Annotated in this window: 23 protein-coding genes; 11 read left to right on the top strand and 12 right to left on the bottom strand. The window is 56.7% G+C overall.

Going from position 1 to position 24,934, the window contains the following annotated elements; genetic code table 11:
- Positions 1-31: 31 nt before the first annotated feature.
- Positions 32-2,140 (bottom strand): catalase, encoded by a 2,109-nt coding sequence (locus C8265_RS17500; RefSeq protein WP_108485333.1) that lies wholly within the window; start codon positions 2,138-2,140, stop codon positions 32-34.
- A 118-nt stretch (positions 2,141-2,258) separates the two neighbouring features.
- On the opposite strand from C8265_RS17500, the gene C8265_RS17495 reads away from it, so the two are divergent.
- Entirely contained in the window at positions 2,259-3,296 is a 1,038-nt protein-coding gene (locus C8265_RS17495) for a nitrilase-related carbon-nitrogen hydrolase (protein ID WP_108485332.1), read from the top strand.
- 23 nt (positions 3,297-3,319) lie between these two features.
- On the opposite strand, the gene C8265_RS17490 is transcribed toward C8265_RS17495, so the two are convergent.
- The 3 genes from C8265_RS17490 to C8265_RS17480 form a co-directional block, all read right to left on the bottom strand.
- Complete coding sequence (locus C8265_RS17490; RefSeq protein WP_108485331.1) at positions 3,320-4,450, bottom strand: extracellular catalytic domain type 1 short-chain-length polyhydroxyalkanoate depolymerase; 1,131 nt, start codon at positions 4,448-4,450, stop codon at positions 3,320-3,322.
- Between the two features lie 337 nt (positions 4,451-4,787).
- Positions 4,788-5,723 (bottom strand): cation efflux transmembrane domain-containing protein, encoded by a 936-nt coding sequence (locus tag C8265_RS17485; protein ID WP_108485330.1) that lies wholly within the window; start codon positions 5,721-5,723, stop codon positions 4,788-4,790.
- A complete protein-coding gene (locus C8265_RS17480; protein WP_126623199.1) occupies positions 5,720-6,172 on the bottom strand; it encodes an enoyl-CoA hydratase in 453 nt (150 codons plus the stop codon). The genes C8265_RS17485 and C8265_RS17480 overlap by 4 nt, the downstream gene beginning before the upstream one ends.
- 171 nt (positions 6,173-6,343) lie before the next feature.
- Between C8265_RS17480 and ku the strand changes: the two genes are divergently transcribed.
- The 5 genes from ku to C8265_RS19575 all read left to right on the top strand — a co-directional run bounded on the left by ku (position 6,344) and on the right by C8265_RS19575 (position 11,212).
- Positions 6,344-7,171: a non-homologous end joining protein Ku gene (ku, locus tag C8265_RS17475; protein WP_108485328.1), complete on the top strand. Its 828-nt coding sequence runs from the start codon at positions 6,344-6,346 to the stop codon at positions 7,169-7,171.
- A complete protein-coding gene (ligD, locus tag C8265_RS17470; protein ID WP_108485327.1) occupies positions 7,172-9,634 on the top strand; it encodes a DNA ligase D in 2,463 nt (820 codons plus the stop codon).
- Positions 9,635-9,751: 117 nt separating this feature from the next.
- Entirely contained in the window at positions 9,752-10,105 is a 354-nt protein-coding gene (locus C8265_RS17465) for a PRC-barrel domain-containing protein (RefSeq protein ID WP_108485326.1), read from the top strand.
- Between the two features lie 103 nt (positions 10,106-10,208).
- A complete protein-coding gene (locus C8265_RS17460; RefSeq protein ID WP_108485325.1) occupies positions 10,209-10,826 on the top strand; it encodes a hypothetical protein in 618 nt (205 codons plus the stop codon).
- A gap of 248 nt (positions 10,827-11,074) precedes the next feature.
- Positions 11,075-11,212 (top strand): hypothetical protein, encoded by a 138-nt coding sequence (locus C8265_RS19575; protein ID WP_164512375.1) that lies wholly within the window; start codon positions 11,075-11,077, stop codon positions 11,210-11,212.
- A 310-nt stretch (positions 11,213-11,522) separates the two neighbouring features.
- Here C8265_RS19575 and C8265_RS17455 read toward each other — a convergent pair whose 3' ends face one another.
- The 3 genes from C8265_RS17455 to C8265_RS17445 all read right to left on the bottom strand — a co-directional run bounded on the left by C8265_RS17455 (position 11,523) and on the right by C8265_RS17445 (position 15,451).
- The gene (locus C8265_RS17455) at positions 11,523-11,837 is read right to left on the bottom strand and encodes an EF-hand domain-containing protein (protein WP_108485324.1); all 315 of its coding nucleotides are present in this window, start codon (positions 11,835-11,837) and stop codon (positions 11,523-11,525) included.
- 148 nt (positions 11,838-11,985) lie between these two features.
- Positions 11,986-12,357: a response regulator gene (locus C8265_RS17450; RefSeq protein ID WP_108485323.1), complete on the bottom strand. Its 372-nt coding sequence runs from the start codon at positions 12,355-12,357 to the stop codon at positions 11,986-11,988.
- Positions 12,358-12,373: 16 nt separating this feature from the next.
- Positions 12,374-15,451 (bottom strand): CheR family methyltransferase, encoded by a 3,078-nt coding sequence (locus tag C8265_RS17445; RefSeq protein ID WP_108485322.1) that lies wholly within the window; start codon positions 15,449-15,451, stop codon positions 12,374-12,376.
- Between the two features lie 205 nt (positions 15,452-15,656).
- Here C8265_RS17445 and C8265_RS19820 point away from each other — a divergent pair, with 205 nt between their 5' ends.
- The gene (locus C8265_RS19820; RefSeq protein WP_240611128.1) at positions 15,657-16,514 is read left to right on the top strand and encodes a BON domain-containing protein; all 858 of its coding nucleotides are present in this window, start codon (positions 15,657-15,659) and stop codon (positions 16,512-16,514) included.
- A gap of 76 nt (positions 16,515-16,590) precedes the next feature.
- Here C8265_RS19820 and C8265_RS17435 read toward each other — a convergent pair whose 3' ends face one another.
- The 3 genes from C8265_RS17435 to C8265_RS17425 all read right to left on the bottom strand — a co-directional run bounded on the left by C8265_RS17435 (position 16,591) and on the right by C8265_RS17425 (position 19,646).
- Positions 16,591-17,385, bottom strand: a complete 795-nt coding sequence (locus tag C8265_RS17435; protein WP_164512374.1) for a Crp/Fnr family transcriptional regulator — start codon at positions 17,383-17,385, stop codon at positions 16,591-16,593.
- A gap of 76 nt (positions 17,386-17,461) precedes the next feature.
- Complete coding sequence (locus C8265_RS17430) at positions 17,462-18,184, bottom strand: SDR family oxidoreductase (RefSeq protein ID WP_276308511.1); 723 nt, start codon at positions 18,182-18,184, stop codon at positions 17,462-17,464.
- Between the two features lie 110 nt (positions 18,185-18,294).
- Positions 18,295-19,646, bottom strand: a protein-coding gene (locus C8265_RS17425; protein ID WP_108485318.1) for an IS3 family transposase whose coding sequence is annotated in 2 segments (ribosomal slippage) — positions 18,295-19,310 and positions 19,310-19,646 — 1,353 coding nt in all. Because the reading frame shifts where the segments join, the coding sequence is not laid out codon by codon here.
- 21 nt (positions 19,647-19,667) lie between these two features.
- On the opposite strand from C8265_RS17425, the gene C8265_RS17420 reads away from it, so the two are divergent.
- From C8265_RS17420 to C8265_RS17410, 3 genes are read left to right on the top strand one after another with little or no spacing between them, the layout of a single operon-like run.
- Complete coding sequence (locus C8265_RS17420) at positions 19,668-20,321, top strand: hypothetical protein (RefSeq protein WP_108485317.1); 654 nt, start codon at positions 19,668-19,670, stop codon at positions 20,319-20,321.
- Positions 20,322-20,339: 18 nt separating this feature from the next.
- Positions 20,340-20,831, top strand: a complete 492-nt coding sequence (locus tag C8265_RS17415) for a hypothetical protein (RefSeq protein WP_126623198.1) — start codon at positions 20,340-20,342, stop codon at positions 20,829-20,831.
- Positions 20,832-20,846: 15 nt separating this feature from the next.
- Complete coding sequence (locus C8265_RS17410; protein ID WP_108485315.1) at positions 20,847-21,449, top strand: hypothetical protein; 603 nt, start codon at positions 20,847-20,849, stop codon at positions 21,447-21,449.
- A 424-nt stretch (positions 21,450-21,873) separates the two neighbouring features.
- Here C8265_RS17410 and C8265_RS17405 read toward each other — a convergent pair whose 3' ends face one another.
- A complete protein-coding gene (locus C8265_RS17405) occupies positions 21,874-22,446 on the bottom strand; it encodes a recombinase family protein (RefSeq protein ID WP_108485314.1) in 573 nt (190 codons plus the stop codon).
- Positions 22,447-22,785: 339 nt separating this feature from the next.
- On the opposite strand from C8265_RS17405, the gene C8265_RS17400 reads away from it, so the two are divergent.
- A complete protein-coding gene (locus C8265_RS17400; protein WP_126623197.1) occupies positions 22,786-23,535 on the top strand; it encodes a hypothetical protein in 750 nt (249 codons plus the stop codon).
- Positions 23,536-23,823: 288 nt separating this feature from the next.
- Here C8265_RS17400 and C8265_RS17395 read toward each other — a convergent pair whose 3' ends face one another.
- A complete protein-coding gene (locus C8265_RS17395) occupies positions 23,824-24,933 on the bottom strand; it encodes a hypothetical protein (protein ID WP_164512373.1) in 1,110 nt (369 codons plus the stop codon).
- Position 24,934 lies beyond the last annotated feature (1 nt).

The raw sequence follows: 24,934 nt of genomic DNA, 5'->3' as shown, positions 1-24,934 counted from the left end.
GCCGGTCACACACCAGCGGCAAAGAAGCTCTTCATTTGCGCTGCCAGAATCTCAGTTTCCCGCAGGCTTTGATGAAAGCCGCACAGTCGCCCTTTTTCGCAATCCGGAATACGCCGTCATCGAAATCGCCGACGCCCGCTGCGTGAAACAATTCCTCGGCTTCACCAGCGAGTGCGATGAACTTCGCATGTGCAAATGCGTCGGCAGCGAAGCCCTTGGCCGGGTGCATGGACTTCAACTTTTTGATCCCGTCTTCCGATGCCATCACGGCCACAGCATCATAGAGCACGGATGGCCCGCCATCGACTTTCTGATCCGCCGGCACGCGCTTTCCGTCGGACGTCTTGATGCCGCCGATCGTCGGTGCGACGATTTCGACCATCCCGCCCGCGTCCTTGACAGCGTCCTGCAATGAAGCCAGCAGATCGCCGTCAATACCGTGGGTCACTAGGATACCCAGCTTGCGGCCCTTGAAGCTGTCCGGCCCGTTCTTGAGGATCGAAAGCGCGTCCGATGGCTTGAGACCCTCGACAACCTCGCGGCGGGGCGTGTGGGCCTTGGGCATTTTTTCAAACCCCAGCCCATCTGCGACCATTTGCGCGAGGTCCGGGTCGATGTTCGGTAGATGCGCCACGACACGTTCGCGGATGTCCAGCACCTCGCATTTCGACAGCTCGAAGATTAGCGCGTCGGCGATGTGGCCCTGCTCCACCTCGGTCTGGCTTTGATAGAACTGGCGCGCCTGGCTGTAGTGATCCGCGAAAAGCTCCGCACGCACCTTGCGCTTCTCGCCCTCGACGGCTTCTGGGAACGAGGTAAAGCCCGTCTCCGGATCGGCGCGGGGGCCGCCGTCTTTCCAGCTGTTGGGCTCATAGTTGGCGCGGCCCGCCGGGTTGTGCATCGCCATGTGGCCGTCCTGCTGGAAATGCGCAAAGGGGCATTTGGGCGCGTTGACGGGGATATGGGTGAAATTCGGCCCGCCCAGACGTTTGATCTGCGTATCGAGATAGGAAAAATTACGCCCCTGCAACAGCGGGTCGTTTGTGAAATCGATACCGGGCACAATGTTCTGGGTGCAGAACGCAACCTGCTCGGTTTCGGCAAAGAAGTTGTCGACCACGCTGTCCAGCACAAGCCGCCCGATTATACGCACGGGCACGTCCTCTTCGGGGATCAACTTGGTCGCATCCAGCACATCGAAGTCGAACGTGTCGGCAAAGGCGTCGTCAAACACCTGCACGCCCAGTTCCCATTCCGGGAAATCGCCCGCTTGAATGGCTCCCCACAGGTCGCGTCGGTGAAAGTCGGGATCGGCGCCATTGATCTTGACCGCCTCGTCCCACAGGACCGATTGCAGACCCTGCTTGGGTTTCCAGTGGAACTTGACGAAATGGCTCTCCCCCTCCGCGTTGACGAAGCGGAATGTGTGAACTCCGAACCCCTCCATGAACCGGAACGACCGCGGAATGCCCCGGTCCGACATGGTCCACATGACCATGTGCATGGCTTCGGGCATGAGCGAGATGAAATCCCAGAAGTTGTCATGCGCCGATTGCGCCTGTGGAAAGGCGCGATCAGGCGCTTCCTTGACCGAATGCACCAGATCGGGAAACTTCATCGCGTCCTGGATGAAGAACACCGGGATGTTGTTGCCGACGATGTCCCAGTTGCCTTCCTCGGTATAGAGTTTCACGGCAAATCCGCGTGCATCGCGGGCCAGATCCATCGACCCCTTGTTGCCCGCCACGGTCGAGAACCGGACGAATGCCGGCACCTTGCGGCCCTTCTCCTGCAAAAGATGCGCGGACGTAAGCTCCGGGATCGCGTCGGTTGTCTCGAAATATCCGCGCGCGCCATAGCCCCGGGCATGCACCACCCGCTCGGGGATACGCTCGTGGTCGAAATGAAACATCTTCTCGCGGAAATGGAAGTCCTCAAGCAAGGCTGGACCCCGCGGCCCCGCTTTCAACGTGTTCTGATTGTCCGAAACCGGCACACCCTGCGCTGTGGTCAAACGCGCGCCATCGGATGACTGCTGATGCGTTTCGCCGCCTTGCCCCGTTTTTTCGGGACGCTCAGTCGTCTCATTTGATTTCTGCGTCTCGATTGAGGGACGAAATTGCGGTGATTTTTCAGACATTTGTGTTTCTCCAAGGAATTGGTGCGCGCGCAGACAGGCTAATATCGACCAAAGCAGATCCTACGCCGGTTAATATTCCATAGCTTCCATCTAGATTGATGCGACGAGACGTAAAGTCATGCCTACCAATCTGATTGAAAGCCGTCTGCGACCTCAAACGAACGTCCGAGCTTGTCTCGAGCGTCGGAAGATCTGCCAGACCGCCCACCCTCCTTCCAAACTGGAAAAATCCATGGAATTTGTCTCGATCGACCTCTGGGCCGCCAATCTTGAACCGGTGGTGCCGGATTTGCAGGTTTGGCTTGCTGCACTGGAAATGCGGGTCGCACAGACGGTGGCTCGGGGCGGTCACATGCTTGTCCTGCCGGAGTTCGCCTGCGCCCAGTGGTTGAGCTTTGCGCCCGCAGATATGGCGGAGGCAGACACCCTTGAATGGCTGTTCGAATGCGGGGAGGTAGCGCTCGATGCGATTGCGGCGATGTCTGCGAAACATGGTGTTTCGATACTTGCAGGCACGATACCCTTCCTGACCGAACCGGTGGACGGTGTCCCGACCTATTTTAACCGTGCCTGGTTGATCACGCCCGATGGTCAGCGTCACAGCCAGGACAAACTGAGCCTGACTCCGCTCGAAGCCCAGGGCGCAGGTGGCATTACCGTTCATGGTGAATCGATTAACGTCTTCAATTGGAATGGGCTGCGGGTTGCCATGATCATCTGCCTCGACAGCGAATTTACGGATTTGTGGTCCCGGCTGGGCACGCTCGACCTTGATCTGGTGATCATCCCTGCCAAAACCGATATGATTACCGGCTACAACAGGGTGTTCAGTTGCGCGCGGGCCCGGGCCATCGAGCTTCAGACGGTTGTCTGCGTTCTGGGCGCAGTCGGTGTGCCCTTCGGTTTTGCGCTGACGGACACCGGCGTTGGTGGTGCCAGCGTATTTTTACCCTGCGATGTGGGTGTTTCACTTGACGGCATTCACGGGGCAATCGCGCCCCAGACTGCCGCCATGATGACCGACCACGTTCTGGCCGCTGTCGATATTCCCGTCGGTGCCTGTCGCAGACTGCGCAACGGCCATGCCGAGGCGGAGGTTTGTCCCGCCCTGTGGGATGCCGGACATCTGATTGTGAATGATCCTGCCTCACCGTAATTGGTGGCATGACCGGGGGTTCACTAAGGTAGCGTCAATCGACGCTTCTTGGTCGTGCGGTGTCGTAGAAAAAAGCGCACCATCTCCCGCGAGGCATCAGGGCCTGTGGGATCGGTGTAGCTTCCGGCCGCATGTCCGCCGGACCAGGCGTGTCCAGACCCGTGGACGACCCATTGCTCAATGTAGGGACGTCCCCTCCCCACCCGATGCACGGTGCGGCTAAATTCACGGCCACCGTGAACGCGCCCTTTCTTTTCTGTCCGGTCAAGGGGGGCGAAAGGTTCGAGTGCGCGAATGGCAATGAAACGACTGTTGCGGGGATTGATGACCTTATCCGCGTCGCCATGAAAAATGATCGTCGGCATCTGAGCATCATGACGCTCGCCGGGATTGCCGTGCTGCATCGCTCTCGGTGCGGACGCCGGATCATGCGCGGCACCTGTGGCTAACCCCGAATGGACACCGACTGCCGCAAAAATGTCAGGATATTCCGTTGCCAGGATCAACGCTGCTGCTGCCCCGGCAGACAGGCCCGCGGCATAGACTCTGGCGGGATCGGCGTTCCAGTCGGCAATGATCTTGCGCGTCATGTCCGCCAGCAAAGCGGGCTCTCCCGCGCCCCGTTTCTGATCGCCCCGTCTATACCAGTTCCAGCACCGATAATGATGGGCGTCCCGCGCCTGATCCGGATAAAGAACCAGAAAACCGAATTCCTCTGCCAGTGTATTCATCCCGGTGCCACGCGCAAAATCCTTCGACGATTGCCCACACCCGTGCAGCATGACGAGCAGCGGAAGCGGCGTCGTTGCCGTGTTCGCAGCGACCGGCACATAGAGCTTGTATGAACGGGTGCCAAAAGCGGTCTCATGCTGTCCGGCCTTGAACGTTGCGCCCCGCGGGGTCTTTGCCTGGGATCTGGAAGTGGCAGGAACAGCCGCGCGGGCTTTGACTTTACCACTTCCGCCGCCGGCTGCACGCGACGGGCTGGCAGGCTTCACGGCTTTGCGCGCGGGCGTTCCGGGTTTTCTGGCTCTACGTTTTTTCGGTTTGGACGGGCCAAGGAGTGTGCTCCACATTTCGGTGATTGCGGAAGCGCCCGCGCGTCTTAGCTTGCGCTGTGTCTTCGCGCGTGCGCGCCTGAACGGATCGTGCATCTGACCTCACAAGCTCTGAAATATAAGAAACCCCGGTATTCACCTACCGGGGTCCGCCGTTTCGCCGCCTGCTTGTTTATGGCTGGCAACATGTCCGTTGCAGACGGGACGAGAAGCTCGTCTGCCTTTGCGTTGGCCAGAACGGGAAATCGGAAAAATCGCCCTGTTCTCCATACCGTCGTGTCCGATTGACATGCAACGGACATGTCCTGGTTTAACTCCGGCTTCGACTATTGGTTCATCAGCGAATAGACCTTTTTAATCGCTGCAAAACAAATGTATCGGCATTATCCACAAGCCGATAAATTTCGTCATTCGACGGGTCTCGTAGCGTCCATCATTCGCTGTCCTCCGAAGGATCAGGCAGATCTTGTAGTTGCCGCCCGAGCGCCATCAGCCGCCACGCCTGATCATCTGATAACAATTTGCGCGCTTCACCGATGTTCAGCTCTGCACCCTTGAAGGGAACCACATTGGCCCGCACAAACCGTCCGGTTTCACGCACCTGCACGTCATGGCCCGGAAACCGCTTACGTAACTCGGCCGAAAGCGTGTCGACGATCGGATGAACATCGGTCGAGTCCAGTTCTCGGGGTGCTCCGTCCAGCAGCTCGGCAACCGCAATGCGAAGGTTGCGCAGTCCGTCCCGCAGGATGTCGAAGGAAATCAGCCCTGCCGCGGCCGCATCAGCCCACCAGAATCCGAAACCAATGCCCACGATACCCGCAATACCTGCCAAGCCCGTCTTCCAGTCGGCTGCGTTCATATCCGCATCTGTGTAGAGGATCTTGTCCATCGCCGCACAGGCCAGCGGTTTCTTCATGTGGCCAAGGATGACAGGGGGAATGATGGAATAGACAAGTGCGGCGACCATCAGCCAGCCCAGCCAGACATCCCAGCCGAGGATCGTGACGTTTCCGATGGTGGGGTGCTCCTGCAGGATCAGAGCACTGGTCGCGTCATAGAGCAGGAATCCTCCCATGGCGGTCAGCGCGCCAGCAGCCAGAAGAAAAGCCAGCGACCCGACACGGTGAAATCCAAACGGATATTGCTCGGTCGCGGGCTTGTTCTCGAACTTTCGCGCCAGCAGGAACAGGATGGGCGGCAGCAGGCTGAGCGTGTCCTCGATCCACGCTGTCTTCATTGCCTGGCTGGATCCCATCGCAAAATACATCACCACAATAATGGTTAGCAGCCAGAAAATTGACCACCACTCCAGTCTGGCGGCACGGCGCAGCTTGCGCTTGATTTCGTCGGGAAGGTCGTGGCTCATTCGACCATCCCCCGGATTGCGCGGTTTACCGTAATCAGAAACCTGTTTTCGCCCTTGCGAATGGCCAAAACCCGGTCTTCGGTTTCATTTCCAAGTGTTACGCGGCCCAGCGGATTGCTCAGCCCGACGTCGGCGGCAAAGGGTGTATTGGCTGGAATACGTCCGGCGATAATGTGTAACTTCCCGTTTTCCAACTGCACAAAAAGCGTGTGCGGATCACCTGTCACGAGTTCTGTCTCTGCTTGCATGGCACTGGCAACCCGCGCGACTGCATCGCTATCCGCCTGGTCGAGTGGTTCTACCAACGCCCCGACTCTGAGGATACCACCCGTCACTTCCTCTGTCGTTCCTTCCGGATCATCCGGGACTTTACAAGCAATTAACAGGGACATGGCCAGCCCTGCCATGAGGGTGCGCCAGGATTGCGAAGAGATAGCTGTTGCGCGCATGGATCTTCCTGCAAATCCGGCCCCGTCGCCGAGGAAATACACTTCCTTTCTAAACCAAACGTTTGAAAATAGGTTCCGAGTCTAAAAATGTGGAACGCTTGTCGTTTCAAATCTATATCTTCATTATCCCGTCTTTGAACATGGCGGCGCACCCGCAAGGAGAGGACCGACATGGCACCGCGCGCACTCTGGAAAGGACAGCTTCGCCTGTCGCTCGTCTCCATTCCGGTCGAGATTTTTTCGGCCACCAAATCGGGCGCGCGGGTGTCGTTCCGCCAGATTCACAAACCGTCAGGCAAGCGCATCCGCTATGAAAAATCCGTGCCCGGCATCGGTCCGGTCAAGACCGACGACATCGTCAAGGGCTACGAGGTCGAGGACGACGAATACATCCTGCTCGACCCCGACGAGATCGACGCGATCAAGCTGGAGACGAAAAAGACCTTCGAACTGGTGCAGTTTGTCGACGCCTGCGAGATTTCGCCGCTTTATTTCGACAAACCCTATTATATCACTGCATCAGACGACCTCGCGCAGGACGCCTACCGCGTGGTGCGTGACGCCTTGCGCGACGCGGGCAAGGTGGGACTGGGGCAGGTGACGATGCGCGGCAAGGAATACTTGGCGGCCGTCAAACCCTGCGGCGACGGGTTGCTGATGGAGACGCTGCATTACGAAGACGAGTTGCGCGAGGCCGACCAGATCTTCACCGATATCGAGGATGATAAGGTCGACAAGGAGCTACTGGAGGTCGCCACATCCCTGATCGACCGTAAAAGCGCGCCCTTTGATGCTGGCGCCTATCACGACAAATATGCCGAGGCGATGCAGGATCTTCTGGAAGCCAAAATCAAGAACAAGAAGACACCGCGCGTGCGGACCGACGACGATGACAGCACAAGTGGCGACAATGTCGTCGATCTGATGAGCGCGCTGAAACAGAGCCTCAAGGATGCCGACGGCAAGAAAAAGAAGAAACCGGCCAAAAAGGCGTCATAGATGGCCAAGCATCCCGATCCACTGGCTGATTACAACCGGATGCGGGACTTTTCCCGCACCAAGGAGCCACACGGACAAGTGGGCGAAGCGCGCACGAAACGGCGGTTTCTGGTGCAGAAACATGCCGCCTCCCGCCTGCATTATGATTTCCGGCTGGAATGGAACGGCGTGCTGCTCAGCTGGGCGGTGACCAAGGGGCCATCCCCCGATCCGGGCGAGAAGCGTCTCGCTGTGCGCACCGAGGATCACCCGCTGGACTACGGTGATTTCGAGGGCACGATCCCGAAAGGCGAATATGGCGGCGGCACGGTGATGCTGTGGGATACCGGAGGCTGGGTGCCGCAAGAAGATTTCGAAAAAGGCCTCGCGGATGGTAAGCTGAAATTCACCCTGCAAGGCCAACGGATGAAGGGCGGCTGGGCGCTGGTGCGGATGCGCGGGAAATCGGGCGAGAAACGCGAGAACTGGCTGCTGATTAAGGAACGCGACGATTATGCCCGCGATGATCCTGACGGTTTCACCAAGGGCGAGGCGGTCTCGGTCAAGACCGGCCGCACCATGAAAGAAATTGCCGACGATGCGCCCGCCAAAGCCCCGTCCGAGGCCACCCCCGACCGGACCCGCAAACGTCCCGCTTTCGTCAAACCGCAGTTGGCTACTCTTGTGGCCGAGGCCCCCGAAGGCGACGATTGGCTGCACGAAACAAAGTTCGACGGCTATCGCTGTCTTGCCGCGCTCGGCAAAGGCGGCATGCGGCTTTATACAAGGTCGGGCAACGACTGGACCGACAGGTTCCACGCGCTGGATGGCGCGTTCGACCCCCTGCCCTGCGACGCTGCGCTGATCGACGGCGAGGTGATGGCGGCACGCATTCACGGCTCGGCCTTTTCCTCGCTGCAAAAGGCGCTGAAAGAGGGCAACGCGCTGGTCTTTTTCGCCTTTGACCTGCTTGGCATCGACGGCGAGGATCTGCGCAAGCAGCCCCAGATCGAGCGCCGCGAACGGCTGGCAAAGCTGCTGTCCGGCGTGCCCTCCGGCGGCCTGCTGCGACTAAGCGAGCATATCGTCGGAAACGGGCCGGAGGTCTTCGCCCATGCCTGCAAGGCCGGGGCCGAGGGGATCATCAGCAAACGCATCGACGCGCCGTATCGCGGCACCCGCAGCAAGGCTTGGCGCAAGGTCAAATGCACGCGCCGGCAGGAATTCGTGATCATCGGCTATTCTCCGTCCGACAAGGCGGGGCGGCCCTTTGCCTCGCTCCTGCTGGCCAGCCACGAGGGCGACGCGCTGCGCTACAAGGGCCGGGTCGGCACTGGGTTTTCCGACGCGGTGATGGAGGACGTGGCCCGTGCGATGACCCCGCGCAAGACGCCGCCCTGCGACGATGTCCCGGACGACATCGCGCGAGACGCGAAGTGGGTGCGCGCCGATCTGGTGGCCGAGGTTGAGTTCGCCGAATTCACCGGCGAAGGCTATGTGCGCCACGCCAGTTTCCTCGGCCTGCGCGATGACAAGAAAGCCGATGACGTGCGGCTGGAGGAACCGATGATGGACCACGAGACCGAAACCACCGTTCAGGGCATCCGCATCAGCAACGCGGATCGGCCCGTTTTCCCCGACGCAGGCTGCACCAAGGGCGACGTGGCGCACTATTATGCGCACGTGGGCGAACGGCTGATCGCGCTGGCGGGGCACCGCCCACTGTCGCTGTTCCGCTGTCCGTCCGGCATCGCCGATCCGTGTTTCTTCCAGAAACACGACGGCGGCGGGATGCCCGGCGAGCTGTCCCGCATCAGCATAGAGGAAAGTGACGGCGACAGCGCCGATTACCTCTTTGCCACGCGCCCCGAAAGCCTGATCGCTGCGGCGCAGATGGGCAGTATCGAGTTCCACATCTGGGGCGCGCGCACCGACCGGCTGGAGCGGCCCGACCGGCTGGTGTTCGACCTCGACCCCGACGAAGGGCTGGACTGGGCCGATGTGCAGGCTGCGGCCTTTGATGTGCGCGACACGCTGGCCGATCTCGGCCTGCAAAGCGGTGCCATCGTCACCGGTGGCAAGGGCGTGCATGTCTGGCTGGCGCTGCGGCGCACCCGGGGCTGGGACACGGTCAAGCTCTTTGCGAAGACCTTTGCCCATGTGATGGCCGAACGCGCGCCTGGCCGCTACACCGCCACCATGTCTAAATCCAAGCGCAAAGGCCGCATCTTCATCGACTGGCTGCGCAATGAGCGCGGTGCGACGGCGATCGCCCCCTACTCTCTGCGCGCCCGCCCCGGTGCTCCGGTCGCGATGCCTGTGACCTGGGGCGAATTGAAGAAACTGGACAGTGCCAACCAGTTTTCCATGTCGGACATGGCGGCGCGGCTGAAAACGGGCTGCCCCGGAGCGCAGGTGCGGGAAAATCTGCAGACCCTCAACGACGGCGTGATCGACGCGCTTCAAGCCCTGTCGGAAGAATAAACTGCATTCTCTTGGAATAATCGGCACCAAATCAGCAAAATGCTGCCAGCCGCACCTGTGCAACGGAACCACTTTGCGTGCTTCTCGGTTTTCCTCTTAGAAAATGGAGGAAAACAAATGGACAATTCTGCACATGCAAGCCTCGTCTCATCGAATGACGTAAACGGAACTGACGTCTATGGTAATGATGGTGCCCACATCGGCACAATCGACCACCTCATGATCGACAAGCAATCCGGCAGGGTCGCCTACGCGGTAATGGGCTTTGGTGGCTTTCTGGGGCTGGGCGAAGACCATCATCCGGTCCCGTGGGGAAAATTGCGTTACGATACGTCCAGAAACGGCTTCGTGACGGACATCACGGAGCAAGAGGTCAAGGGTGCGCCTGCCCGTAACGACAACTGGTATGGGGACCGAGACTGGGAGCGCCGGACCCACGATCATTATGGCGTTCCACACTATTGGATTTGATGACGAATACACCGAAAACATCGGCGGCGGCTCTCTGAGAGAGCCGCCATTTTTATACAGCTGATAACTTTTTGATAATACTCCCTTGAGCTTGTGAGGCATCATGTGGAACTGGCTGGCCGAGAATGCGTCACCTATCCAAGCGGCTGTAGGTGCAATCACCGCTCTGGTCTGGGTCGTCTATCTACAGATCCTTGTCTCAGGGCTGCGTCGCCAACGCCGCACCGAATTACTGATACACCTCGGTGGCAGTCAAAGCCTCGATGCGCGCGCTTTCATCAGCAACCTCGGTTTCGAGCCGATTTACGTTTTAGAGATTCTTCTGACAATCTGGTCCACGGACGGCGAGCGCGAGACCTCCATCGCCGATCGCACCGAGATGGCGAAAGAGGATCTGTCCAACCCGAGCGCCACCACCTTTCAGGGGCCTCTGAAAAGCGGGGAGTTTATCGATATCGGCAGCTTTGAAGACCTTCTGAAACGTGCCCGCTGGAACACCTCGGACGACCTGGATCCCGGTGCGATCAAACGCGTGGAGGTAAAAGTTGCAGCGATTTCAGCCGCCAGTTCCGCCGTGGTAGCATCGAAGCGGCAGTTTTACGTTGAGTGTGTCGGGGACAACTGCCAGCTTCGACCGAAGACGCTGTATGCCGCGCAAATTCGGTCTTGGTGGGGTCGCTACAAGCTCAAGCGGGAGCTACAGGAAAATTTGAAAAGCTGATGATAGGACCTGCCTCGGTCCGTAGCAGGGGCAGGTATTCGCGAAGGCCTTAAAGCCGGCATCCCGTATTCAAATATCTGAAAATGGCTCAAAATCTTGTCAAGACGGGTTCAAAAAATTGATCCTTCGGGGTGCGATCATCCATTTGTGGATCATCCGGCACACGGCATTCAGTCTGGACGCTCGGAACCTCCAACAGGGTCTGACAGTTGAGCTAATATCCTCGTAACGACGTTCAGGAGAAGATCATGTCAAAGCCAAATGACGACAAAAAGAAAAAACCGCCTGAAAAACCTCAGGATGACCTGCACAGGCCAGAAAAAACGCTTGGTGATGCACCGGCAAGTGATCCGAAGCCCACCGAGCGATCACGAGTGGCGGACTGATCATGACAGACAATCCAGACCCATCCCCTACTGAAGTTCCTGTCCGTGAGCCATTCGAAACCCCAGCGCGCCCGCCCATAGAAAACCCGGTGAATGATCCGACCGAAGATCCGGTCAGGGACCCAGATGAGGCACCCCCTGAACCACCGCGTGAAGTCCCTCCACTTTAGTAACCCTCGCCAAGGGATTCTTCAGTCGGGGGCAGCATCATTTCCTTACCGGCTTGCCATGGTATTACTGCATTGCCTCTTCGCAACGTCTGCACGGAAAAAGCGGCCCTCTGCGAGGGCCGCCTGAGGGCTCCAGAAAATCAGGAGTCGATGTTCTTGTAGCGACCGCCTTCGCCCATGTCTTCGTCCATGGTTGTGCGCTCATCAGCATCGATCTTTTCATCCTGATTGCGATCATATCCCCTGAATACACAAGAGTTGTATTCATCCTCGCTCAGCATGGAATCGCCATCGGAATCGCAGGACGTGAAATTTCCGGTCTGGCTGAATCCGGTGCTGAACTGATCCATATTGATATTGCCGTCAGCATCGGTGTCCATGGTAGAATCCTGCGCAAACACGGCGGTTCCGGTCAACAACAGTAGAGCACAGGCAGTGTTTGTGATGATCTTCATTACTTTTCCTCCTGATAAATGTGATGTGAACGGCGAGGCGTAAGCCCTCATCGTTCAGAAGGATGCTAAGCGTCCTAGGAAAAGCGGCCTTCAATCTATTTTAAGATGCGCCCGCTTAGGCGAATTTTCGCACATGAGTGTTGGTGACCTAGGTCTTTTTACCGAGCATCTTGCGCAATTGACGCGCTAACACGTGGAGCGTGATGGGTTTCGATTTCAGGTCGAACTGACGAAACTGCAGAGGGATTTCCTTTTTTGCGTAAGCGCTCACAAACGTAATAGGAACAGCCAAGGCATCCAACTTCTCGGCGATAGTAAATGAGGTCTCTGGTCCGAGGGTGATATCAAGGAAGGCGGCGTCGATTTTGTGATTTTCTATCAGGTTCATTGCAGCCGCAACATTACTGGCCGGTCCGACAACACGGTATCCGAGATCTTCGATCATCATCTGCATATCGATGGCAATGAGCCATTCGTCTTCCACGACCAGAATATTGTGAGAGTTTTCTGGCCGGGACATGATCGAAACTCCTGTCTTACAAGGGAAACTCCATTGTTAAGCTCAAACCCTCGGGGTCGAATTTTGTTTCCAGTCTGCCATTAAGCTGTTGCTCTACCTGACCTTCAATAAGAACGTATCCGAAGCCGTTTCGTTCCGGCTTGGTCGTCTCCGGTCCGTCACGTTCCCGCCATTCGAGAGCCAATCGGTTGCCTACCAAACTCCACCTTACTTCCAGGGTGCCGTGGCTGTTGGAAAGCGCACCGTATTTGATCGCATTGGTCACGAGCTCATGGATGACCATGCTGATGGCCAATGCCTGGGAAGGCTGCAGGTTCACGTTCGGTCCGCTGACGTGGATCCGGTCCTGTTCGAACGGTTCGGTTTCTGCCTGAATGAGGTCCCGCATCCCGACCGTGGTCCAGGAGCGTTCGGACAACAGGCTGTAGGCCCGTGCCATGCCGTGTAACCTGTTGATCAGCGTTTCCAGCGCGTCGGGCGGTATGTTTTTTCCCCGGAGCGACGTCTTCACGATGGTGATGATCACCGCCAGCATGTTCTTGACGCGATGGTTCAGTTCCGCGATCAGGACTTTCTGATGCTCTTCTGCCTGCGTGAGCGACGTGACATCCACCAGCGTGACTACCGCGCCCTCGACCGTTTCATCCGCACCAAGATAAGGGGTGATCCGCACCAGATAGTTGGTCCTCAATTCGGAGCGCGAGAGACGATGTTCATAGATCGCCCCCGACTGGAAGACTTCACGTATATGCTCCCTGAGTTCCGGATAATCGCTGACGCTGGACAACTCTGAAAGCGGTCGCCCGAGATCCGCGGCGCGAAGATTGAACAGCTCTGCCGCCGCAGGCGTGAAATTGCGGATGACCAGGTCGGCATCCAGGAAGACTGTCGCGATCTGGGTTGCGTCAAAAAGGTTGCGTAGATCGGCATTAGCGTGATCAAGTTCCTCGATCTTGCCGCTCAGCTCGGAATTGATCGTGTTCAATTCCTCATTCAGGGACTGCATCTCCTCTTTAGAGGCCTCAAGTTCCTCATTGGTGGACTGAGCCTCTTCGTTGACGGATACCAGTTCCTCGTTCGACGATTTCAGTTCTTCAAGGGCTGTCTCGTATTCCTCGACGGTGGATTGCAGACGCTCGCGCATCTCGCGCACTTCGTTCTCGGCCGCCTCGCTTCGTCTGCTGTGATCGGTGGTGTCCGCATCGGAACTCGGAAGAGCAGTTTCAACAGGTTCGAAAAACACGATGAAGAGTGGGTCCCGCTCACCCGTGCCCCGCAGAGGTTCCACGGTCAGATTCAGGCGTTTCAACTCCCCTGTGGCCGTCAGCATCGAAAGGTCGCGCCGAACAGTCGATCGCCTGCTGTCGACCACCTGCCGCAAAGCGGCGCGCAGTTCGAATCGCACATCACGCGGCACCATATCCAGAAGGTGATGGGACGGGGCGCCTCGTGGCAGTTCCAGCAAACCGCCGGTGCCGCCCGACACAAAGACAATTTCACCGTCTTCGCGCACAACGGCATGGGCAGGGGTATGCTGTTCAAGAATGTGCCGTTCAACCTTGTGGCGCAGCTGGATATCGGACAGCCCCTGTTCGTTGGTGGTGCCTGCTCTCCTGTCGGCAATCCGGTTCATCATGCCGGCCGGGTTCCAACGCCGGTCGGAGCGTTCGATCGCCTGAAAAATACGGCTTTGCTTGTCTACGGTGCGAAACAGGTCGGCATACTGGCTTATACTCTCTGAAGTTCCCAGAAACAGATATCCATCCGGTTTCAGCGCGTAATGGAAGGTCGGGATCACCTGGCGTTGAAGTTCGGGCCCGAAGTAAATCAGAAGGTTGCGGCACGACACCATGTCCATGCGCGAGAACGGCGGATCGCTGATCACGTTGTGAGGCGAAAAGATGCACATCTCGCGCACCTTCTTGCACACGACATAGCTGAGCCCGTCGCGGTGGAAGTATTTCTCCAGCCGCTCCTTGCTGACCTGACGCAGCAATTGTTCGGGATACCGGCCCTGCCGTGCGACGGCGAGTGCCGGATCGTCGATGTCGGTGGCGAATATCTGCACGGGCGCAGAGATGGCGTTTTCTTCCAGATGCTCGCTGATCAGGATGGCGAGGGAATAGACCTCTTCGCCGGTGGTGCAGGCCGGCACCCAGACACGCACCGGATTCTTCGCATCCCGGTTCTCGCATATCTGGGGAATGACCTTGTCGGCAAGGATCTTGAAAGCATCGGTGTCGCGGAAAAAATTGGTGACACTGATCAACAGGTCGCTGAACAAGGCGCTGATCTCATCCTCATCCCGAGACAGCAAAACACAATATTCTTTCAGCTCGCCGATCTGCCGAACCTGCATGCGGCGAGCGACGCGGCGGAAAAACGTCTTGCTCTTGTAGCCAGAAAAATCATGGCCGGTTTGCTTCAGAAGTATTTCGCAAATCGTCTGTTGAGCTTTCGAAGGATCAGCATCGTGATCCGGATCGTCAGCCATGACCAGTGCATCCAGCGTCGCGCGGCCATCACGGATTTCAATCAGCTTTTCGCCCATCTGGGCCGCGGGAATGGCAAAATCAACAAGCCCTGTGGCAATGGCACTTTGCGGCATTTCAGGGTTGAGAGGCGGATTGCCGTCCGCAATCTGGGCGAAAGTCACGCCGCCCTGTTCCTTGATGACCTTGACGCCGAGCGTTCCGTCGCCGTCGCCCCCCGACAGCACAATGGCGGCGGCGTTTTCCTTCTGGTCCTCTGCCAGAGAGCTGAAAAAAATATCGATGGGTTTGTGTTCGCGGCTGCCCCTTGCGCTTTCCATCAAATGCAACCGGCCATTCTTCATCAGCAGGAACACCTTTTCGGGCATGACATAGACAGTGTCCGCTTCGACCCGTTCACCGTCTTGCGCGACTTTAACATCCATCCCGGTTTTTCGGGCCAGCACCGTATGCAACAGGCTTTCCCGATCCGGATTGAGATGGGTCACGACGATGAAGGCCATCCCGCACTGCGAAGGGACTCCTTCTAAAAGATGCGATATCGCATCAATACCCCCGGCAGAGGCTCCAACACCAACGATGAGTGGCAAATCAGTATTCATACGGGCCACGCTACGGTTTTGCTGTGCCGAAATCCACAAGGGACTGCTCCGATGCTGATGCGCGGATATTGGCGCATCTCTCGTCCTAACCCACCGGATCAGAAAATTGCTTAAAACACTTTAATGAGCGTTGTCACAAAACAACGAACCCTGAATGGGTCGGTCGGCATTTTGCAGACGACTCACCTGGAGGAGGAATATCAAAATGAGCAATCAAAATTATCGCCAAGAACATTCCCGCAATGATGAGCGCGGCCAGCAGGGCCGTGACGACTGGGAAAACGATCGTGATTGGCAAGGGTCGCGTGGACGGGACCAGCATCAGGATCGCGACGACTATCGCTCGCGTGGTGAGCAAGGACGCGGCGGCCGACAGGACTGGGACCAAGGCAATTACGGCCAAGACTACCGCGGGCAAGGTAACTATGGCCAGAGCGATTACCGCCATAATCAGAGTGGTGGACGTGATCAGGGCGGCTGGAGCCGTGATCGCGGCGGTCAATCCGGCCAGAACTACAGATCGGAGCGTGGCCAGTATGATTCCGGTTACGCGCAAGGCGGTCAGGGCGGCTACCAGCAAGGAGGCTACCAGCAGGGCGGCTATCAACAAGACGGCTACCAGCGGGGCAACTACGGCGGCGGGTATGACCGCGGGCAAGGCCAATATGGCTCCAATCAGGGCGGCTATCAGCAGTCCGGTCAGCAAGGTGGCTCGTCTTGGAACCAAAATGGTTCGCGGGGCATGCAGGGAGGCTACGAGGGTGGCCAGTCCCACCGCGGGCGCGGACCGAAGAACTATCAACGTTCCGACGAGCGCATCTGTGACGATGTCTGCGACCGTCTGTCGGACGATCATGACATTGATGCCTCCAATATCGACGTTTCTGTTTCCAACCGAGAGGTTACCCTGTCCGGAGAGGTCGATTCCAAACAGGCCAAGCGTCATGCCGAAGATTGTGCAGACTCCTGCTCCGGTGTGGAACATGTTCAGAACAATCTGCGTGTGAAGAAATCGCAGTCTGGGCGAGATGACGACAGTGCAAACAAGTCGAAGTCCAAATAATTTAAGCACCAATCAATTTTCAGCAGGTCAGGCTACGCTCGCAGAGCGTAGCCTTTTTCATGTCGCAGATCGTAAGTCAGTTTAAACCCGAAAGCTCTTTCCTACTGCGAAGAACCCGCGATCTGCCATCCTTCTGTCCGGGGATATCTTTCACGTTAAGAAAAGAACCTTCTGAGAAACCCATCGATTCATAATTGATCATGGTCTGCAGGTCGGCCGGTCGCCGGATCAAGATTTTGTTGCCCTTCCGTTCGATAAATCCCTCGTCTGAGAGCTGGCAGAGCGTTTTACTGACCGAAACATTTGTTAAACCAATAAGGTCCCCGATTTCGGACTGGTTAAAGGGGATTTCTATAGTCGGCATCCCATTTCCGGTGTGAGGCAGACGATCATGTAGCATAAGTATGAGCCAGACTATCCGGTTCCGTGCTTCCATGCGCCCGACCGCTGTCAGCGTTCGCATGAGGATGGACTGCATTTGTGCAGATTTCCGTAAGAAGTATGTGATGATTTCCGGTGTCATAAAATCGGTTGTTGTGATGGCCCCTATCGGAATTGGCAAAACCTCGCAGCCGCCCAGACTACGCATTGAACAACTTACCTGTTCCACGCAGAAATCAGCCAGACCAGCAATGTCGCCCGCCTGATACAGAAACAGAATTTGCCGCTGCCCGTCGGCAAGGGACGCGTAAGAATAGACCCAGCCTGATTTCACCAAATACATTGCTTTTGAGCGGTCGCCTTCGTGCTGAATATCAGTTTGTGATTCAAAAAAAATCGGTTCGACATTCCATTTACGCAGAGCGGAATTTAAATCTCCAGCGACACGGGTGATCGCCTTCTTTCTGTCGATATCTGGCAGACTAGACATTTCCTTTCCCCGACGGCAACTATTTGTGAGGTCAACATATGAGGGACCTAAACAGTTCCGACGGCTGGTTTGACCCTCAGCCCCCGACCAACGTCCCGCCATTCGGATGCAGCACTTGACCGCTCATGTAAGACGAATCCTCACAGGCGAGAAACAGCAGACACGGTGCAACCTCATTCGGTTGGCCGGGGCGGCCAAGAGGTGCGTCCTGACCGAAATCGTCGACCGCCTCTTTCGGAAAGGATGCTGGAATCAAGGGGGTCCAGATCGGTCCGGGTGCCACCCCGTTGACCAAAATGCCCTTCGAGGCCAGCTTGCTCGACATTGCCCGCAGGAACGCGAGGATCGCGCCCTTTGTCGACGCATAATCGATCAGCAGGTCTTGCCCCTTGTAAGCAGTGATCGACGTCAGGCAGATGATGCGCGCATCTTTTTTCAGGTGTGACAATGCCGACTGCGTCATGAAAATCATGCCGAAAATGTTCGTGCGGAAAGTCCGCTCTATCTGCGCTTCCTCAATGTCCTCCGGGTCCTCCTGAGCATGCTGCTCGCCTGCATTGTTGACCAAGATGTCAAGCTGGCCGAATTTCCCGATCGTTTGCTTCACCGCATCCTGACAGAACGATTTTTCACCGATGTCGCCGCGGATCAGCAGGGCCTCGCTACCCTCATTTTCGACCAGTTCCCTAGTTTTCTCCGCATCGCGGTCTTCGTCCAGGTAAACGATGGCCACCTTCGCGCCCTCACGCGCATAAAGAACCGCCGTAGCCCGCCCGATCCCGGAATCCCCACCCGTTATCAGCGCGACCTTTCCCGCCAGCCGTTCCGACCCGGCATGTCCGTCATCATATAAAATGGGACATCAGAGCGGCTTGAGCATTAGAGGCTCTGGCTCGTTTGTGTGATTGATTATGCTGCTTGTTTTTGATGTTGCAAGCGACGTTGTTGGATTGTCTGTTTCTTGATCTTCTTCCTTTCCCTGAGAATGGCTTTGTCGCGGCCGAAGTAGACGTCAGCTGGTGTGACGTTGTTCAGGCTCTCGTGGTAACGCTGGTTGTTGTAGTAATCGACGAAGGCCCCGATTTGGCGTTCGAGATCACCGGGTAGGTAGTAGTTCTCCAGCAGAACCCTGTTCTTCATGGTCTGGTGCCAGCGTTCGATCTTGCCTTGGGTCTGTGGGTGGAATGGCGCGCCGCGGACATGCGTCATTTTCTGATCCTCCAACCACTTGGCCAGATCGCCTGAGATGTAGCATGAGCCGTTGTCGCTGAGCAGACGTGGCTTGTGCCGCACAACCGCCCGGTCGCAGCCTGACGCTGTGAGAGCCAGTTCAATCGTGTCCGTCACATCTTCGGCCCGCATATTTGTGCAGAGCTTCCAGGCGATGATGTAGCGGCTGTAATCGTCCAGGATCGTGCTGAGATAATACCACCCCCAGCCAATGATCTTGAAGTAGGTGAAGTCAGTCTGCCACATCTCGTTGATGGCCGTTGTCTTATCTTTGAACTCATCGTCCGCTTTGATCACCACGTAATCCGGTGCGGTGATTAGATCAGCCGCTTTCAAAATACGGTAAGCCGATGATTCAGAGACAAAATACCGCTTCTCATCGGTGTATTTGACGGCCAGTTCCCGTGCGGTCAGCGCTTCATGTTCCAGCGCAAACTCAATCAAGTCGTCACGGCGGGCATCAGGGATGCGGTTCCAGACCGATCTTGGGCGCGGGGCTATGTCTGCCAGCGCATCGAACCCACCGTCGACGTATCGATCATACCATCGATAGAATGTCGTTCGAGGGACGCCCAGCATGTCGAGGGTCTGCTTAACCGGCAGATGTGATCCCTCAACGGTGCGGATGATCTCCAGTTTCTCGGATGCAGGGTATCTCATTCCCCGAAATCCCCAGCCCCTGTCATGCTTTTTTTGAGCAGACGGTTCTCAAGCGTCAGGTCGGCGACGCATTCCTTCAGGGCCAAGGACTCAGAACGCAAATCCTTTACCTCAGGCGATGTGGCCTGCCGCGCCGTGTCGCCAGATAACCGGCGCTTGCCCGCTTCGAGAAATTCCTTCGACCAGCTATAATACAGGCTCTCAGCAATACCCTCACGGCGGCATAGCACCGAGATGCTTTCCCCGCCGCGCAGGCCTGCCAAAACAATGCGGATCTTCTCCTCCGCAGAATAAGTCTGGCGGGTCTTGCGGCGAATGTTCTTGACCACCTTCTCGGCGGCGTCTTTCGATGTCTGCGGTTTCTTTGTCATCTCAATCTCCTAATCGATAAGATGAACCAGAAATCCTCCGCTATTCAAATCCTCAAATCTGTCCCAAGGGTGCTGACGTCAGACACCAGCCAGTATAATGCGCTGACCCAAGCCCAGATTGCGGCACTGCCGCCGCGCTGGTGTCTGATGCGCACCGCAGGAATGGATAAGGCAGGATGGGTGGCGCAACGCTTTATCACACCCGATCAGTCGGGCGAGGATCAGGCCCAAGTCCCGTCACAGGGTTATCAAGCGCCACACGGCAATGCGCCGCAATTTGATCAGGGTGACTCCGATGACGTTGTAGAGGGTGCGCGCGCTCTGGTTGATGAACTCTACTATCACCAGATAGAGGCCGATGCCGCAGGCGGGCCCGGGCCCTTGGACCCTGTGAACTCGTTCATGTATTTCACCGACGATATCGTCGCTTGGCTCAACTCCGGAAACGTGCAGGCGCATCCCTTGTTCGGGGCACAGGATTTCGACGGTTCTGTTCAGTCGGCGAGACCCGATCCCGACCGGCCGATGTTCCGCGGCATGGTGACGATCAATGTCGACTTCACCAACTTTGGCCAGCCGCAGCGCGCGGTATTTTACCTCCGGGCCGACACGACCAAGCCCGGCGCGCCCTTCCGGATATTCAACGTCGAGCATGACGGCTGGTCCTACCCGTAACATTCGGAGAATTAAGACATGACCTTGAACCACTCCTCAATGGCAGGAGCACAGCGTCTCGCGGTCGCCCTTGCCGCCTGCATCCTGATGGTGACGCCCCTTGCCTCCATGGCCGAGGAGGCCAAAGTCGCTTCACCTGACGTTGAGGCCACGAGTCCTGGTGTTCTCGAAACCACCACCGCGACCTACGAGTTCACGCCAGTCACCTGCGTCATCTACGTTGAGGATGGCGTCCCGGATATCGAAGTTCAGGGACCGGGTTTGGCAACCGATGGTGAGAGCTTCTATTTTGATTTCTCCTCAACCGCGAACGAGATGACGATCGAGCTGGGGGTGGACGAGCCCTATGAATCGGTGGGCCGAAAACTCCAGGCCGGTCAGTATGTCTCGACCCCGTTCGAAGTCGACGTCTCGGACGGCATTATATCGGTGACAGGCCTCAACCTTGTCGACGGGCAGAGCGAACCGGTGGATCCCAGTGCCAGCCTGCGTATCGACTGCAACAAATAACCTGAAGGCAAGACAATGAAGAACCTCAGATTCGGCCTGATTGTGGCCAGCTGTTTCGTCGGCGCCGCTATGGCGCAGGGTGTGCCTGTCTATCAGGAAACCGGTGTCATCACGATGACGCTCGGGACGGAAGAAGCGACCCATTACACCGCATGGAATACCGTCCCCGGTGATGCGACCCGTCAGGTGCATACGGCAAGCTGGTTGATCCTCAAGCCGATGCTGTTGGGCGGCGTGAACATCTCTCCCGATGATGTGTTTGTCACGCTGACCACGCGTGACACGGTTTCGCCGGAATCCGGGCAGCCCGAAATGCGGGTCGAATTCTCGCTCGATCCTGTCACGCTTGATCTCAAGACCGATCCGGCGGCAACCCTGACCTACCATCCGGCAGACATGGACACGGATGTCTACTATGCGTTGACGAAAGGCAGTTTCCAGATCGAAAGCGTGACCAGACTTGAGGACGACACCTTGGCGATCATCGCGACGGCCGAGGGTGAGATGTCAGGTCAGCAAAGCTATGACATCGGCCACAATCCAAAAGACATCCTGCCGCTGAGCGCACGTTTCGAGCTTCAGCAGGTGGTCAATAGGGGTAGCATTCCGCTCCCTTGAGAAAAAACCGCACCCAGTATTTCAAATGACAGACCTTGGGAAAATCCCACATGGATGTCAGCTTTCAACAGTCCGGTAGGACATGGTCGCAATTGCAGAGAAAGTCCGGAATCCGCCGTTCCTCCAAGATGCCTTTTCAACTGCACGGAAACTGCGCTGTGGCAGCGAACGGCAGTAAGGTCCGATTGTGTTGAAAAACTCGAAAATTCGACCGGCACATTTTTCCGCCGAAATCCATTGATTCATTCAAGTCGGCGCTGAACGATCAGTGCAGGCCATGACGACCTCTCACATTGCCAAGTCAGCGGTTTGGCCGACCCCCTCGTGGAATTTTCCGACAAGCTTTCCATGGACCACTTTTCTAACAGTTTTGGCCAAAATCGGAGTTTTTCAACACAATCGTCCCGCACTGCGGTTATTCGCTTCAGCCAGATCCAGTGTCCGCTTCAGGTGCGTTGGCCTCCAGGGCCCGATAGACTGTCATGCGCGACACGCCGAGATCGCGAGCGATCTTGGCCTTCGACACGCCCTCCGATGCCAGCCTGCAGATTTCGCCATCGTCCACTCGTTTCTGCCGCCCCTTGTAGACGCCTTTGCTTTTTGCGGCGTCGATACCCGCGCGCTGACGGTCACGGATGAATTTCAACTCCATGTCAGCCACCATGCCGAGAACGGTAATGACTATGCGGCCCATATCGCCCGCGGTGGTGACTTCGGGTTCCAGAACGCGCAGCGACGCTCCTTTGGCATCAAGCTCATGCACCAGATTCAGAACGTCGCGTGTCGAGCGGCCAAGCCGGTCGAGGCGATGCACGACCAGCTCGTCACCGTCGCGCAGAAATTCTAGAACGGTGGCCAGCTCGGTTCGGTCGTCGCGGGAGGCCCCGGAGCCCGTCTCGGCGCGGATGATTTCGCACCCTGCCACCTTCAACCTGGTTTTCTGGATTTCGAGGTCCTGACTCGTGGTGCTGACGCGGGCGTATCCGATCCGGGGCATGGCAATCTATCACATTAGGGTGGCTAACGCCCTGATACTGTCACAAATGCTGTCGCGCCACTCAATTGCGACATTTCGTTCTGTCACAACTGGCCGTCACCTGTGGGTGTGCCCAAATGTGACGCTTTCGCACCCCACATGCGCTCCAGTGGGATACCCTCGATTGTCTGCTTTAGATCTTCTTGCACGTGATAAAAGTGAATCATCAGGTGGTTGTTCACACAAACAGTTAAAAGCTCAAACATAAGTGGCCAATCACGTTTGATTAGTAACGTATCGTAATCTATATTACGTAATACAATATTAAATACGATACAATATTACGATTGGATGGATAAAATGGCACGACCACGCGCAGCATCAGACGAACAGATAATTGAAGCAGCAGATCATTTGGCAGCGGAGAAAGGTTGGCGAACGGTCTATGCCAAGGCTGTCCATGAACACATGAATGTTGGCGGCTCTCTCTCCACCTTCACTAAGGTGATCAGCGCATGGCGTGCAACGAAGCAAGAAGAAGAGGGTGATGTAGAAGCCCCCGCCAACGAGGTTGTCGAGGATCGTGCATCGATCATAGACGAAGGTCTGACCAGCATCGCGGGAGCACTAAAAGCCATGCGCACAGCAGTCACGGACGAAATTGACCGTGCAGTCGCAGATGAACGCAAAAAATCCGATCGGATCAGAGCCGACGAGCGGGATCTGCACGAAAAGCAGATCGCACAGCTGACAGCAACGATCGACGCCATTAGCGCAGAGAATGATGGCCTGGCAACAGAGGCGCAGGAAGAATCCACGCGTGCGGATAATGCGGAAGATGAATTGCAACGCGTGACCGCACGAACTGAGGATCAGGCAGGGGAAATTCAAAGGCTCGCCCAGAAGATCAAAGACGACAACGCTACACGGGAAGCCCTCAAGTCAGAGATCGAAGCACTGCAAAAGTCGGCCCTGGATCTGCAAGCCGTGTCAGATGCAGCCGTCAAAAAGGCGGAAGATCGGGCCGACCAAGCATGGTCTCGTATGGACGCATTAGAGCAGCGCCTTGCGCCCGTGATCGACCTGCCCCGCCCAAAAGATAAACCTTAGGGGCTGTGCCCGCATGTCAGAGGTTGATCCATAAGCCGTTGAAACAGAAACCTCGCCCTCAAGCACCAGAGCCGCGTCATAATCAGCACGCCCCCTTGCGAGATGACGGTCAAGGCTTTCTTCAGCTGGGATAATCGTTCCATGCCCGCTCATCTTCTCTTTTAACACGAGATCGCTTTCCGGTCCCGCAAGCTATTCGAACTGAGCATCGAGGATTTGGCCGGAGGTGGAAACATGCGCGTAGCCGATCATTTTCATACAGCTATTTTACACACGGTTTCTGCACGTTTAGAGCTTACTTGCTGACGCGCGACGCGATCCATCAACAAAAATAATTGGCGAGGTGATTTTACCTTCGGATGCAGCCGCGTTCTTGGTCGCAATTAATCGCTCATCCTTCTTGCCCATATGCCCTACGTCCACAATGACATAGAAACCGCTCACGGTTTCTTCGGCCACCTTGTAGGTTTCCAGTTGCTTGGTATAGCCATCAACTATCTTGGGATTTCGCGATAGCTTGATCTCTACGACTGCTCTCCCCAAAAATCCTGCCGATACTTTGAAATCAACTGGTCCGTTGCCCGTCTCAGCTTCGGGCGTCAGATCGAGGTTATTCGCTTTACAGTAGGCGTGCGCGACCGCAAAAAATAGCCGCTGCGCAGAAATCTCGGGTCGAGGCTTCCCTTGATGATAAAGCTCTTCTGAAAACCGACGATCTTCGATCAAAAAGCGGAATTGCTCGATAATTATTCTGACAACGGTTTCGACGCCTGCAAGGTCCATTTTCGGTGGAGCTGATATTTCCAAAGGCTCTTGCTGAGCCAAAGTGGCGGCGATTTTCCGCCAGAACACCTCGCCCAGAGGATCGCCATGCATGTCGTAGGCCGTTGGATTGGCACCTCGCAGCATTTCCATGAAAGTTTCGAATGAGGACTTATCCGAAAGTGCCCATCGGCGGATTTCACCCTTATCCTTCTTACTCTTTACCCGCCACATCCGAGCAATCTGAACATTCACCCGAGACCGCAGCTCCGCGTTCTTCGATGCAGCATCCGCCACATCCGACCAATCCGTCGCAATCGGAAGGTCGCGAAGTATGTCACTGGGAACGAGGATAACCGGGTCACAAGGCCCCACATAAGGGTTAATCGCCAATTGCGCGGTATAGCTCTTCCCGTTCTTCAAATTGAGGGTCATTTCTTGGGTCGGGATGCCAAGTTCCGGAAGGATACGCTCGTTAAGCCTCAGAAGATCACCCAAGATAACGTTTGTGGTCATATCGCTTATGCGATCAGGGCCTACGCCGTTTTCGAACAAGGCCATAGCGACAAAAAGGTCAGGGTCTTCGATACCAAGTTCTACAATCTGTCGTGCTGTTTCGATATACTGCCCTGTCATG

This window comes from Oceaniglobus ichthyenteri (assembly GCF_003057885.1).
Lineage (GTDB): Bacteria > Pseudomonadota > Alphaproteobacteria > Rhodobacterales > Rhodobacteraceae > Oceaniglobus > Oceaniglobus ichthyenteri.
The sequence above is the reverse complement of the archived record's forward strand: the minus strand, read 5'-3'. Positions and strand labels throughout refer to the sequence as shown.

What these genes read in the sequence shown, in the direction of transcription:
- C8265_RS17415 (WP_126623198.1), top strand. Translation starts at nt 20,340, where the DNA reads ATGACCTTGAACCACTCCTCAATGGCAGGAGCACAGCGTCTCGCGGTC.
- C8265_RS17455 (WP_108485324.1), bottom strand. Translation starts at nt 11,837, where the DNA reads ATGAAGATCATCACAAACACTGCCTGTGCTCTACTGTTGTTGACCGGA.
- C8265_RS17450 (WP_108485323.1), bottom strand. Translation starts at nt 12,357, where the DNA reads ATGTCCCGGCCAGAAAACTCTCACAATATTCTGGTCGTGGAAGACGAA.
- C8265_RS17460 (WP_108485325.1), top strand. Translation starts at nt 10,209, where the DNA reads ATGTGGAACTGGCTGGCCGAGAATGCGTCACCTATCCAAGCGGCTGTA.
- C8265_RS17480 (WP_126623199.1), bottom strand. Translation starts at nt 6,172, where the DNA reads ATGCGCGCAACAGCTATCTCTTCGCAATCCTGGCGCACCCTCATGGCA.
- C8265_RS17495 (WP_108485332.1), top strand. Translation starts at nt 2,259, where the DNA reads ATGCCTACCAATCTGATTGAAAGCCGTCTGCGACCTCAAACGAACGTC.
- C8265_RS17500 (WP_108485333.1), bottom strand. Translation starts at nt 2,140, where the DNA reads ATGTCTGAAAAATCACCGCAATTTCGTCCCTCAATCGAGACGCAGAAA.
- ligD (WP_108485327.1), top strand. Translation starts at nt 7,172, where the DNA reads ATGGCCAAGCATCCCGATCCACTGGCTGATTACAACCGGATGCGGGAC.
- C8265_RS17410 (WP_108485315.1), top strand. Translation starts at nt 20,847, where the DNA reads ATGAAGAACCTCAGATTCGGCCTGATTGTGGCCAGCTGTTTCGTCGGC.
- C8265_RS17485 (WP_108485330.1), bottom strand. Translation starts at nt 5,723, where the DNA reads ATGAGCCACGACCTTCCCGACGAAATCAAGCGCAAGCTGCGCCGTGCC.
- C8265_RS17435 (WP_164512374.1), bottom strand. Translation starts at nt 17,385, where the DNA reads ATGTCTAGTCTGCCAGATATCGACAGAAAGAAGGCGATCACCCGTGTC.
- C8265_RS19575 (WP_164512375.1), top strand. Translation starts at nt 11,075, where the DNA reads ATGTCAAAGCCAAATGACGACAAAAAGAAAAAACCGCCTGAAAAACCT.
- C8265_RS17490 (WP_108485331.1), bottom strand. Translation starts at nt 4,450, where the DNA reads ATGCACGATCCGTTCAGGCGCGCACGCGCGAAGACACAGCGCAAGCTA.
- C8265_RS17395 (WP_164512373.1), bottom strand. Translation starts at nt 24,933, where the DNA reads ATGACAGGGCAGTATATCGAAACAGCACGACAGATTGTAGAACTTGGT.
- C8265_RS17445 (WP_108485322.1), bottom strand. Translation starts at nt 15,451, where the DNA reads ATGAATACTGATTTGCCACTCATCGTTGGTGTTGGAGCCTCTGCCGGG.
- C8265_RS17420 (WP_108485317.1), top strand. Translation starts at nt 19,668, where the DNA reads ATGAACCAGAAATCCTCCGCTATTCAAATCCTCAAATCTGTCCCAAGG.
- C8265_RS17405 (WP_108485314.1), bottom strand. Translation starts at nt 22,446, where the DNA reads ATGCCCCGGATCGGATACGCCCGCGTCAGCACCACGAGTCAGGACCTC.
- C8265_RS19820 (WP_240611128.1), top strand. Translation starts at nt 15,657, where the DNA reads ATGAGCAATCAAAATTATCGCCAAGAACATTCCCGCAATGATGAGCGC.
- ku (WP_108485328.1), top strand. Translation starts at nt 6,344, where the DNA reads ATGGCACCGCGCGCACTCTGGAAAGGACAGCTTCGCCTGTCGCTCGTC.
- C8265_RS17465 (WP_108485326.1), top strand. Translation starts at nt 9,752, where the DNA reads ATGGACAATTCTGCACATGCAAGCCTCGTCTCATCGAATGACGTAAAC.
- C8265_RS17400 (WP_126623197.1), top strand. Translation starts at nt 22,786, where the DNA reads ATGGCACGACCACGCGCAGCATCAGACGAACAGATAATTGAAGCAGCA.